Origin of the sequence: Rhodopseudomonas sp. B29 (assembly GCF_000333455.1) — a bacterium.
Lineage (GTDB): Bacteria > Pseudomonadota > Alphaproteobacteria > Rhizobiales > Xanthobacteraceae > Rhodopseudomonas.
This window is the reverse complement of the sequence record NZ_BADD01000432.1, coordinates 1-10,529: the sequence shown is the minus strand read 5'-3', so window position 1 is coordinate 10,529 and position 10,529 is coordinate 1. Positions and strand designations below refer to the sequence as shown.

Genomic DNA, 10,529 nt, shown 5'->3' with positions numbered 1-10,529 from the left:
CGACTGCTAGCCACCCGAAACGCTCAGACTCGTGGAAGCGCCCCCTCACCCGACCCGGCTACGCTGCGCTTCGCCGGGTCGACCTCTCCCCGCTCGCGGGGCGAGGTTCGGCTGCGGCTCGCTGCGACGCCTCTACTCAAAACTTCGACATTGCCAACTACGCCGCCCCGTCCTTCAGCGGCGGCTGGAAGCTCAGGCCGGTGTCCCACGGGAAAAAGATCCACGTATCCTGCGACACCTCGGTGATGAACGTGTCGACCAGCGGCTTGCCCTGTGGCTTGGCGTAGACCGTGGCGAAATGCGCGTCGGGTAAGAGGTCGCGGACCATCTTGCCCGTCTTGCCGGTGTCGACCAGATCGTCGACGATCAGCAGCCCCTTGCCGGTCCCCTCACCCAGCACCAACGTGCTTTCGGAGACGCCTTTCAGCACCTGCAATTCGCCCTGCTTGTCGTGGGCGTAGCTGGCGACGCAGATGGTGTCGATGACGCGCAGGCCCAGTTCGCGGGCCACGATCGCGGCCGGCACCAGGCCGCCGCGGGTGATGGCGATCACGGCGTGAAACGGGCCGACCTCGTTGAGCCGCCAGGTCAGCGCCCGGCAGTCGCGATGGAACTGATCCCACGACACCGGGAACGGCCTGCCGGCACGCTCGCTCACGGGCTCAGCGCGGCGGCCTTCGTTGCTGCTGACCATGAATTCTCCACACCGATCTTGCGAATGACCGCCGTTGCGGTGCCGGTCGCCACCACGCGGCCGTCCTGCGTCAGCTCGCCGGCGAGCTGGCAGACTTCCCGCCCTCGCAATAGCACGCGGCCCACACCTTTCAACGGCCCGACCCGTGCCGGCCTGTGGAACTGCACGTTCAGATTCACCGTCGGGGCGAATTCGCCCGGATCGAGCGTGGCGACCAGCGCCGGCCCCATGGTGTCGTCGAGCATGGCGGCGAGAAAGCCACCCTGGACGTGGCCGGCGAGATTGAGAAAATCCGCCTTGGCCTCGAATGCCACCTCGATCCGCCCGCAGGCGGCGTCGACGTCCAAAAACTTGATTCCCAATGTCTTGGCGCATTCCGGCGGAGGCAACCGACCATCCGCGATTTTCCAGAACACCGTGTCCCTTTCCATCGCTCCCTCCCGGTAATCAAATAATTATTTGGCTGAATGTAACTCCGCGAGCATCTGCTTCACCGCGCTCATCGCCTGCGCCAATTTGTCAGGGTCGCGCGAGCGCACGACGAGATTGGTGTTCGGCTTGCGCTCCTCGTCGAGGAACGGGTAGCTGCCGATCATCGTGTCGGGATGCGCCTGGGCGATGGCGCGCAGCGGCCCGCCGATGTCGCCTTCGCGCGCATTGGCCTTCACCGTCTCCGACAGCATCTTGACGCCGGATTTCAGCTTCGGCGCGACGATATCCATCATCGCCTGCATGATCGACGGCACGCCGGCCATGACGATGACGTTGCCGATCTTGAAGCCCGGCGCGATGATGGTGGCGCTCTGGATCAGTTCGGCGCCTTCGGGAATCCGCGCCATGCGCAGCCGCGCCTCGTTCAGCTCCGCTTCGGAGAAGCGTTCGCGGAACCGCGCCACCACCTCCGGGTGATAGCCGATCGGCACGCCGAAGGCTTTCGCCACGCAGTCGGCGGTGATGTCGTCGTGGGTCGGGCCGATGCCGCCGGTGGTAAACACATAGGTGTAGCGGCCGCGCAGCGCGTCCAGCGCCTCGATGATCGCGTCCTCGTCGTCGGCGACGACCCGGACTTCGCGCAGGTCGATGGCGATATTCGTCAGGTACTCGGCGATGAAACCGATGTTCTTGTCCTTGGTGCGACCCGACAGGATCTCGTCGCCTATCACCAGAATACCAGCCGTGACGATGTCGTTCATGCGCGGTCCCACCTCCCGTTGATCCTGGGGCCAAAGGCATTGCCAAGGGCCCTGCCCAGCGCCTGCCCGCCCTGCCGCAAAATTGAGCGGCCCGTCGCCCGTTTTCCGGGCAACAGTCTTAACCGGCTTCGCAAATTCCGTCACTCCTTCCATATCGCGATGGCCCGGGCCTTGCTACCACCATGTTCCGTGCTGCACTCTCGCGCAGGGTTGGTTGGGAATCAGTCAGGCTTCATGGCAGTTGCGTTCGATGAGATGAACGGGCCCGGCGGCGAGCTTCGCGAGGCCTATCAGGAATTGTCCCGCTGGCTGGGCGAAACGCCGTCCGACGTTCTCACCTATCGCCGCCAGGAAGCCGAGCTGCTGTTCCGACGCATCGGCATCACCTTCGCGGTCTACGGCGACGCCGACGCCCAGGAGCGGCTGATCCCGTTCGATGTCATCCCGCGCATCCTCTCCGCCCGCGAATGGGCCAAGCTCGAACTCGGCCTCAAGCAGCGCACGCGCGCGCTCAACATGTTTCTGCGCGACATCTATCACGGCCGCGAGGTGCTGCGCGCCGGCATCGTGCCGGACGATCTGATCTTCCAGAACCCCGTGTTCCGCCCGGAGATGAACGGCCAGGCCGTGCCGCACGACGTCTACGTCCACATCGCCGGCATCGACATCGTCCGGGTCGACGACGAAGATTTCTACGTGCTGGAAGACAACGCCCGCACGCCGTCGGGTGTGTCCTATATGCTCGACAATCGCGAAATCATGATGCGGCTATTCCCGGACCTGTTCGCACGCCACCGCATCGCGCCGGTCGAGCGCTATCCCGACGAGCTGCTCAGCACGCTGCGCTCGGTCGCGCCCAATCACGCCTCGTCCGAGCCGACCGTCGCCCTGCTCACCCCCGGCATCTACAACTCGGCCTATTACGAGCACTCGTTCCTGGCCGACAAGCTCGGCGTCGAACTGGTCGAGGGCCGCGATCTCCTCGTCAAGAACGACGAGGTGTTCATGCGAACCACCGAGGGTCTGAAGCGCGTCGACGTCATCTATCGCCGTCTCGACGACGATTTCCTCGATCCTTTGACCTTCCGCACTGATTCCGTGCTCGGCGTGCCCGGGCTGATGTCGGCCTACCGGGCCGGCAACGTCACGCTGGCCAATGCGGTCGGAACCGGCATCGCCGACGACAAGGCGGTGTACAGCTACATGCCGGACATCGTGAAGTTCTATCTCGGCGAAGAGCCGATCCTGAAGAACGTCCCGACCTGGCGCTGCCGCGAGCCCGGCGATCTCGCTTACGTGCTCGACCATCTATCCGAGCTGGTCGTCAAGGAAGTCCACGGTTCCGGCGGCTACGGCATGCTGATCGGCCCCGCCGCCACCAAGGCGACGATCGAGGCGTTCCGCGACAAGCTCAAGCGCGAACCCGAAGGCTTCATCGCCCAGCCGACGCTGTCGCTGTCGACCTGCCCGACCTGCACCGACTCCGGCCTGGCGCCGCGCCACGTCGATCTGCGCCCCTTCGTCCTCACCGGCCGCGACCGCACCACCATCGTCCCCGGCGGCCTCACCCGCGTGGCACTGAAGGAAGGCTCGCTCGTGGTGAACTCCAGCCAGGGCGGCGGCACCAAGGACACGTGGATTTTGGATGAGTAGGTCGGCCGTGAATTCGACGTGTGAGACAGACGGTGCAACCAAGACAGCCGTCATTCCGGGATGCGCCCCAACGGGGCGCAGGCCCGGAATCCATACTCCCGGCGGGGGTTATGGATTCCGGGCTCGCTCGCTTACGCTCGCGCCCCGGAATGACAGCCGCGATTTGTAGAAGTAACCGCCCATGCTTTCCCGCACCGCTGAAAACCTGTTCTGGCTGGCCCGCTATGTCGAACGCGCCGAGTATCTGGCGCGGACCATCGACGCGACGCTGCGCGTCACCGCGCTGCCGCACGCCTATGTCGGCCAAGGCAACGAATGGGACTCGGCGCTGCTCACCGCCGGAGTCAGCGCCAGCTTCTACTCGCTCTACGAAGAGGCCAACGAAGCCAACGTCGTCGAATTTCTGTCGTTCTCACCGGCCAACCCCTCCTCGATCCGCAATTGCATCGAGAACGCCCGACTGAATTCGCGCGCCGTGCGCACCGCGCTGACCGGCGAGATGTGGGGCACCATCAACGGCGCCTGGATTGAGCTGCAGGAGAGCTGGAGCAAGGGCACCAAGACCCGCGAGCAACTCACCGCCTTCACCCGCTTCGTGCAGGAGACGTCGCTGCGCTTCGACGGCTCGGCCTACCGCACCATGCTGCGCAACGACGCCTATTGGTTCTCGCGGCTCGGGGTGCATCTCGAGCGCGCCGACAACACCGCGCGCATCCTCGACGTCAAATATCACCTGCTGCTGCCCGAGCAGGAACACGTCGGCGGCCCGCTCGATTATTATCAGTGGTCGTCGATCCTGCGCTCGGTGTCGGCGCAGACCGCGTATCACTGGGTCTATCGCCAGACGCTGAAGCCTTGGCTGATCGCCGATCTGTTGATCCTCAACGACTCGCTGCCGCGCTCGCTGGCGTCCTGTTACGGCGACCTTGTCCGCAACCTCGATCAGATCGGCGTCGCATACGGCCGCCAGGGCCCGGCCCAGCGCCACGCCCGCGGTGTCCGCAACCGCCTCGAGCATTCCAACATGGAAGACATCTTCCAGCGCGGACTGCACGAATTCATCCAGGAATTCATCGCCGACAACAGCCGGCTCGGCGAAATCGTCACCAAACAGTACCTGATCTAGCCAGCCGAAACCGGCCCCCGACCACCGCGCGGCCGCTTTCGCCGGATCATGCGCGGGTGACAAAATCCTGCTATAGCGGGCGACCCCGCCGAGGCCCGACGGAACGCAGCCTATGCGCCTGAGAATTACGCACACCACCACCTATCGCTACGAGCCCGCCGCCACCGGGGTGATCCAGGTGCTGCGCATGACGCCCGGCAGCCACGACGGCCAATACGTCGCCGAATGGCAGATCGACGTCTCCGGCGATACCAGGCTCGACATGCACTACGACGCCTTCGGCAACGTCACCCATGTGCTGACCATGGGGCCGACCGCCGACCTCACCATCACCGCCGAGGGACTGATCGACACCACCGACACCGGCGGCGTGCTCAAGGGCACCGACGAACGATTTCCGCCGCAGCTGTTCCTGCGCTCCTCCGAGCTGACCGAGCCGGCCGCGCCGATCGTGGCCCTCGCCCGCCAGCTTCGCGCCGACGCCGGCGACGATGTCATCGGCTTTCTGCATGCGCTGATGATGCGCATCAACGAGCACATGACCTTCGACGACGACCCGACCCATTCGGGCACCACCGCAGCCGAAGCCTTCACGCTGAAGCGCGGCGTCTGCCAGGATTACGCTCATGTCTTCATTGCCGGCGCCCGCGCCGGCGGCGTTCCGGCGCGGTTCGTGTCCGGCCACTTCCTGCGCGCCGACGGCGTGGTCCGCCAGGCCGCTGGCCATGCCTGGGCCGAGGCGCATGTGCCGTCGCTCGGCTGGGTCGGCTTCGACCCGGCCAACGCCATCTGCACCACCGACGCCCATGCTCGTGTGGCGATCGGGTTGGATTACCTCGGCGCCGCACCGGTGCGCGGCACCCGCTATGGCGGCGGCCTCGAAACGTTGAGCGTGACGGTCGACGTCGACCAGGCCGGCCCCAGCCGCCAATTCCAGTCGCAATCGCAGTAGCTTCCCGCCTCCGCCCGAGACCTTGGGGGAAGCCGCGCCGCCAGGTCTGGACGTGCGGTGCGGAATCGCTAGTGTCCCCGTCCGATCAAACCGGCGTCGCACAACCATGCTGTGGTGGCGCCATGACGACCGAGGACGTGATGACCTATTGCTGCGGAGTGCTGGTGCGCGAGGGGCTGGTGATGATCGCCGACACCCGCACCAACGCCGGTCTCGACAACATTTCGACCTTCCGCAAGCTGCACGTCTTCAACCGGCCCGGCGACCGCATCATGGCGATCGCCAGCGCCGGCAATCTGTCGATCAGCCAGTCGGTGCTGTCGACGCTGAACGAAGGCCTCGAAGATCCCGAGACCGGCGCGCGCCAGACGCTGATCGATGCGCCGACGATGTTCCAGGCGGCGCAGCTGATCGGCCGCGCCATCCGCCACGTCAACGCCACCGAAGCGCAGGCGCTGAAGGCCGAAGATATCGGCTACGAGGTGTCGTTCCTGTTCGGCGGTCAGATCAAGGGCGAGCGCATGCGCCTGTTCATGATCTACCCGGCCGGCAACTTCATCGAATGCACCATCGACACGCCGTATTTGCAGATCGGCGAGCACAAATACGGCAAGCCGGTGCTCGACCGCGCGCTGACGTTCGACGTCGAATTGTATGAAGCGCTGAAGACCAGCCTGATCTCGATGGACTCGACGATGCGCTCCAATCTCGGCGTCGGCCTGCCGATCGACGTGCTGGTGGTGCGCACCGACGTCTGCGACGCCGACCTCAACCACCGCATCGAAGCCGGCGAGCCGTATTTCCACGACCTGCGCTCGCGCTGGTCCGCCGCACTGCGCGCCGCCCACAAGAACATCCCGCGTCCGCCCTACAAGGATCAGGCGTGAGTTTGTAGTTCCTCATGCCCCGCCCTCTCCCCGTCATTCCGGGGCGCGCGAAGCGCGAGCCCGGAATCCATACTCCCTGTGCTCGCTTTGATACTCAGCACCGCCGCGCCTCGCTTCAAAGGCAGCGTCAGGGAGTATGGATTCCGGGCCTGCGCCCTGCGGGCGCATCCCGGAATGACGAACGCGAAGTGTGGTGCGCGCGATGACAGCCGCGCATCATTGGCGTCCGATGACCGCCGCCGATTTGCCGGCGGTCGATGCCATCGCAGCCATCGTGCATGTGAACTATCCGGAAGACGCGGCGGTGTTCGCCGAGCGGCTCTCGCTGCATCCGCAAGGTTGCTACGTACTTCAGTTCGAGCACGAACGAAACGACATCACCGGCTACCTGATCAGCCATCCATGGACCTTCAAACAGCCGCCGGCGCTGAACAGCCTGCTATGCGCCATCCCCTCGCCGGCCTCGACTTACTACATCCACGACATCGCCCTCCTGCCGCAGGCGCGCGGCGGCGGCGCCGCGTCCGACATCCTTGCGAAGCTGATGACAGCGGCGACAAGCTTCGCAGACAACGTATCGCTCGTGGCGGTCGCCGGAACCGAACGCTTCTGGCGCCGCCAGGGCTTTGTGAACGTCGAAGACCGTGCGCTGGCGCGCAAGCTCACCAGCTACGACGACAGCGCGTGCTACATGCAGCGACGGCTCGGAGCCGATATACCCGCGATACCCGCGTGAACAAGCGCATTCGCGTCTCACCATCGGCGAACGAATCGCGCCGCGCCGAAAGGTCGCAGCCGATCGGCCGGCTCAGGCGATTATATCCCCAACGCCCCTGCTTCAACGAACAGAGGAACTTTCGGGCGAAGCCAATTAACTCTGTCGCCCGATGGCTTCGCCAGAAAATTCAAATCGATCGGCCGCAATGCTAGGTTGCGCGAAACGGCGTAGACCTACCCGCCTCGATTGCAATTCCGCGAATGGATGGACTTCGACATGACGACGGCGCCGGGCGCAGCAAATCTCGACAGCGACCGGCTGGAGATCGTTCGGACCACCGAGCGTCTGCAGGAGATCGGCACGGCGTGGGAAGCGCTGTGGACGCAAGCCGACGCCTTGGTGTTCCAGAGTCACGCCTGGACTGCGGCCTGGTGGGGCGCCGTTCCCGATCGCGATCGTCGCGAATTGTTCGTCGTGCTGGCCTGGCATGGCGAGACGCTGCAAGCCGTGCTGCCGCTGGCGACATGCCGCTGGTATGGCGTCCGCGTGCTGGAATGGGCCGCCAAGGACTACACCGACTATTGCGACGGGCTGCTGCGGCCGGGCATCGACCGTGACCTGCTGCGGCGCATGTGGGACCACGCCGTCCGGAGCGGCGGCTTCGATGCCGCCTATCTCACGCATGTCTCGCCGAGCGCAGCCGCGACGATCTTCACCGAGCGAGGCACGGCGTCCGGATTGCGGCCTTATCACCGCCAGGCTGCCAGCCTTCGCGTCGTCGGCCCCTGGACAAGCAGCCAGGTCTGGTTCGACTCGCATTCCGGCAACGCGCGGCGGAACTATCGCAGGTCCCTGAAGGCGCTCGGCGAGAATGCCGTCGTGCGCTTTCGCCTGCTGCCACCGGACGAGCCGTTCGAGCCGGCGCTGCGGCGCTGCGCCGAACTCAAGCGCGCCTGGTGTGAACGCAATGGTCTGGTTGCGCCGCTGTTCGACGAAGGCTCGCCGATGTTCGCAGCGCTGGTCGGCGTACTCGCCGACAAGAAGCTGCTGCGCATCTTCGTTCTGGAGCGAGACGGCGTCATCGTCGCCATGACGGTCAACTTCATGCAGCACGACACCATGATGGCCTACGTCACCACCTACGACGCCGCGTTCGAGCGCGCGTCGCCGGGCACCATCCTGCTGTTCGATTACATCCGCTGGTCGATCGATCACGGCGCCACCACGATCGACTTCCTCTGCGGCGAAGAAGACTACAAGCATCGCTTCGCCAATCAGCGTGTGGAGCTGAAATCATTCGCCGCCGGCCGCAGCGTGCTTGGTGCCGCAGCGTTGTCGGCCGACCGCGCGGTCCACAAGGTGAAGCGGCTTCGGGACCGGCGGATGGGCAACTCCAAGGCTGTTCCGGCCGCCACCGAGGCGCGGCAATCCGCCGGTCGCGCGACGCGCGACTCCTAACCGGCTCGGCTGCAATGTGCCCGGCACCGAAGCCCCACGCCCGTGCATGACCGTCGGCAATCCGGCGCGGCTTGTTGAAAGCCCGGACAGCCTTTAGTTTCCCCGGCATTCGACAACAACAACAACCATCGGGGGGACCAATGGCCACCAGCAAGATCGCACTCGTCACCGGCGCAGGCACGGGAGTCGGCCGCGCCGCCTCGCTGGCGCTACTGCAGGCTGGTTACACCGTGGTGCTGGCCGGACGTCGCCTCGCTTTGCTGCAAGAGACCCAGCAGCTCGGCAAGAGCTTCGGCGACAGCCTTCCGGTCGTCGCCGACATGACCGATCCGGCTTCGATCGCCGCGCTGTTCGACACCACCGTGAAGACCTATGGCCGGCTCGATGTCCTGTTCAACAATGCCGGCATGGGCGCCCCGCCGGTGCCGTTCGAGGATCTGCCGCTCGACGCCTGGCAGCAGGTGGTGATGACCAACCTCACCGCGCCGTTCCTGTGCACCCAGCACGCCTTCCGCATCATGCGCGACCAGACCCCGCGCGGCGGCCGCATCATCAACAACGGCTCGATCTCGGCGCACGCGCCGCGGCCGCTGTCCGCCGCCTACACCTCGACCAAGCACGCCATCACCGGCTTGACCAAATCCGCCAACCTCGACGGCCGCGCCTATGACATCGCCGTCGGCCAGATCGACATCGGCAATGCGGCGACCCCGATGACCGATCGCATGGTCGAAGGCCCCGGTGTGCTGCAGCCGGATGGCACGGTGAAGCACGAGCCGCGCATGGACGCCAAGGCGGTCGGCGACGCCGTCGCCTACATGGCCGGCCTGCCGCTCGACGCCAACGTGCTGTTCATGACGGTGATGGCCACCAAGATGCCGTTCGTCGGCCGCGGCTGACATCGCCCGATCTGCTATACTGGACTATCCTTTGCGCTTTCGCGATGACCAATGGATAGTCCGGCAATGCCTAAATACCTTCCGCTTGCGAATGCCCCGTGCGCGGCTTCACTGTTTGGAGCAGTGACGGCCGCTGTCTTGCTGATCGCCTCGCCGCTCACGGCCCGAGCCGACGACACGGCCGAGACACTGCGCCTCGTGCCCGGCGAAGCGGCCAGCTTCACCATCAAGGAAAATCCATCGACCGGCTATCGCTGGCATCTCGACTCGACGGAGAGCCGCAATCTCGATCTGATCGAGATTTCCGACGCCGGCTTCACCGATGCCGGCGGCAAGCCGCTGATCGGCGCCCCCGGACAGCGGCACTTCCGCGTCACCGCCCGCAAACCCGGCACCGCCAGCATCGTGCTCGATTACTTGCGCGACTGGGAAAACGTGCCACCGGCCAGCCGCCACACCGTGACGGTGGAAATTGCACCGCGGTGACTAGAGCATTTCATTCATTGACCGAACCGGGTCGTTTACTCAGCGCTGAGTCGTCATCCTGAGGTGCGCGCGTAGCGCGCCTCGAAGGATGCGGCCAAGACGCTTGTAGCTCATCCTTCGAGGCCCGCTGGACCGCGCAGGGCGCGGCCCAGCGGGCACCTCAGGATGACGGCCGCGATTCCAATAGAAGCAGAATTGCTCTAAATTCAATCGATCCCAGTGCGAATGAACTCACCGACCGCCGCATCGCGGCGCAGTTCAGCCAGATCATCCGGCCCCGGCAATTGCGGCTTGTCGCGGGCGGCGTTGACGACGCAGAGGAAGCCGGAGCAGTCGCCGCTGTCGGCGCGAAACTGATGCCATGTCAGCGGCGGGATGAAGACGAGATCGCCGGGCGCGACCGCGCTGATCGTGTTGCCGACCAGGCAGTGCCCCTTTGCCGCGATGGATCATCACCGCATGA

Annotated in this window: 11 protein-coding genes and 1 pseudogene; 8 read left to right on the top strand and 4 right to left on the bottom strand. The window is 65.3% G+C overall.

The features are described from left to right. Positions 1-157 precede the first annotated feature (157 nt). Genes gpt through I5M_RS15530 form a run of 3 tightly spaced genes read right to left on the bottom strand, consistent with a single transcriptional unit; the run spans position 158 to position 1,887 of the window. The gene (gpt, locus tag I5M_RS15540) at positions 158-694 is read right to left on the bottom strand and encodes a xanthine phosphoribosyltransferase (protein ID WP_022722237.1); all 537 of its coding nucleotides are present in this window, start codon (positions 692-694) and stop codon (positions 158-160) included. Beyond that, positions 655-1,125, bottom strand: a complete 471-nt coding sequence (locus I5M_RS15535; RefSeq protein ID WP_022722236.1) for a PaaI family thioesterase — start codon at positions 1,123-1,125, stop codon at positions 655-657. The genes gpt and I5M_RS15535 overlap by 40 nt, the downstream gene beginning before the upstream one ends. A 24-nt stretch (positions 1,126-1,149) precedes the next feature. Next, complete coding sequence (locus I5M_RS15530; protein ID WP_022722235.1) at positions 1,150-1,887, bottom strand: molybdopterin-binding protein; 738 nt, start codon at positions 1,885-1,887, stop codon at positions 1,150-1,152. A 234-nt stretch (positions 1,888-2,121) separates the two neighbouring features. On the opposite strand from I5M_RS15530, the gene I5M_RS15525 reads away from it, so the two are divergent. The 8 genes from I5M_RS15525 to I5M_RS15490 all read left to right on the top strand — a co-directional run bounded on the left by I5M_RS15525 (position 2,122) and on the right by I5M_RS15490 (position 10,066). Beyond that, positions 2,122-3,540, top strand: a complete 1,419-nt coding sequence (locus I5M_RS15525; RefSeq protein ID WP_022722234.1) for a circularly permuted type 2 ATP-grasp protein — start codon at positions 2,122-2,124, stop codon at positions 3,538-3,540. A 181-nt stretch (positions 3,541-3,721) separates the two neighbouring features. Beyond that, positions 3,722-4,666 (top strand): alpha-E domain-containing protein, encoded by a 945-nt coding sequence (locus I5M_RS15520; protein WP_022722233.1) that lies wholly within the window; start codon positions 3,722-3,724, stop codon positions 4,664-4,666. A 112-nt stretch (positions 4,667-4,778) separates the two neighbouring features. Next, positions 4,779-5,618, top strand: a complete 840-nt coding sequence (locus I5M_RS15515; RefSeq protein ID WP_022722232.1) for a transglutaminase family protein — start codon at positions 4,779-4,781, stop codon at positions 5,616-5,618. A 140-nt stretch (positions 5,619-5,758) separates the two neighbouring features. Beyond that, the gene (locus I5M_RS15510) at positions 5,759-6,505 is read left to right on the top strand and encodes a proteasome-type protease (protein WP_031336546.1); all 747 of its coding nucleotides are present in this window, start codon (positions 5,759-5,761) and stop codon (positions 6,503-6,505) included. 202 nt (positions 6,506-6,707) lie between these two features. Then, on the top strand, positions 6,708-7,241 hold the full coding sequence (locus tag I5M_RS15505) for a GNAT family N-acetyltransferase (protein WP_031336545.1): 534 nt from the start codon (positions 6,708-6,710) through the stop codon (positions 7,239-7,241). 258 nt (positions 7,242-7,499) lie between these two features. Then, positions 7,500-8,681 carry a GNAT family N-acetyltransferase gene (locus I5M_RS15500; protein ID WP_051048771.1) on the top strand — a complete coding sequence of 394 codons (1,182 nt, stop codon included), beginning with the start codon at positions 7,500-7,502 and terminating at the stop codon, positions 8,679-8,681. 140 nt (positions 8,682-8,821) lie between these two features. Beyond that, a complete protein-coding gene (locus tag I5M_RS15495; protein ID WP_022722228.1) occupies positions 8,822-9,580 on the top strand; it encodes an SDR family oxidoreductase in 759 nt (252 codons plus the stop codon). 123 nt (positions 9,581-9,703) lie between these two features. Next, complete coding sequence (locus tag I5M_RS15490; protein WP_244432014.1) at positions 9,704-10,066, top strand: protease inhibitor I42 family protein; 363 nt, start codon at positions 9,704-9,706, stop codon at positions 10,064-10,066. Between the two features lie 206 nt (positions 10,067-10,272). On the opposite strand, the pseudogene I5M_RS33705 reads toward I5M_RS15490, so the two are convergent. Further along, positions 10,273-10,529, bottom strand: a pseudogene (locus I5M_RS33705) (AraC family ligand binding domain-containing protein); the annotation flags it as partial.

What these genes read in the sequence shown, in the direction of transcription:
- I5M_RS15530 (WP_022722235.1), bottom strand. Translation starts at nt 1,887, where the DNA reads ATGAACGACATCGTCACGGCTGGTATTCTGGTGATAGGCGACGAGATC.
- I5M_RS15495 (WP_022722228.1), top strand. Translation starts at nt 8,822, where the DNA reads ATGGCCACCAGCAAGATCGCACTCGTCACCGGCGCAGGCACGGGAGTC.
- I5M_RS15505 (WP_031336545.1), top strand. Translation starts at nt 6,708, where the DNA reads ATGACAGCCGCGCATCATTGGCGTCCGATGACCGCCGCCGATTTGCCG.
- I5M_RS15520 (WP_022722233.1), top strand. Translation starts at nt 3,722, where the DNA reads ATGCTTTCCCGCACCGCTGAAAACCTGTTCTGGCTGGCCCGCTATGTC.
- I5M_RS15525 (WP_022722234.1), top strand. Translation starts at nt 2,122, where the DNA reads ATGGCAGTTGCGTTCGATGAGATGAACGGGCCCGGCGGCGAGCTTCGC.
- I5M_RS15500 (WP_051048771.1), top strand. Translation starts at nt 7,500, where the DNA reads ATGACGACGGCGCCGGGCGCAGCAAATCTCGACAGCGACCGGCTGGAG.
- I5M_RS15510 (WP_031336546.1), top strand. Translation starts at nt 5,759, where the DNA reads ATGACCTATTGCTGCGGAGTGCTGGTGCGCGAGGGGCTGGTGATGATC.
- gpt (WP_022722237.1), bottom strand. Translation starts at nt 694, where the DNA reads ATGGTCAGCAGCAACGAAGGCCGCCGCGCTGAGCCCGTGAGCGAGCGT.
- I5M_RS15515 (WP_022722232.1), top strand. Translation starts at nt 4,779, where the DNA reads ATGCGCCTGAGAATTACGCACACCACCACCTATCGCTACGAGCCCGCC.
- I5M_RS15535 (WP_022722236.1), bottom strand. Translation starts at nt 1,125, where the DNA reads ATGGAAAGGGACACGGTGTTCTGGAAAATCGCGGATGGTCGGTTGCCT.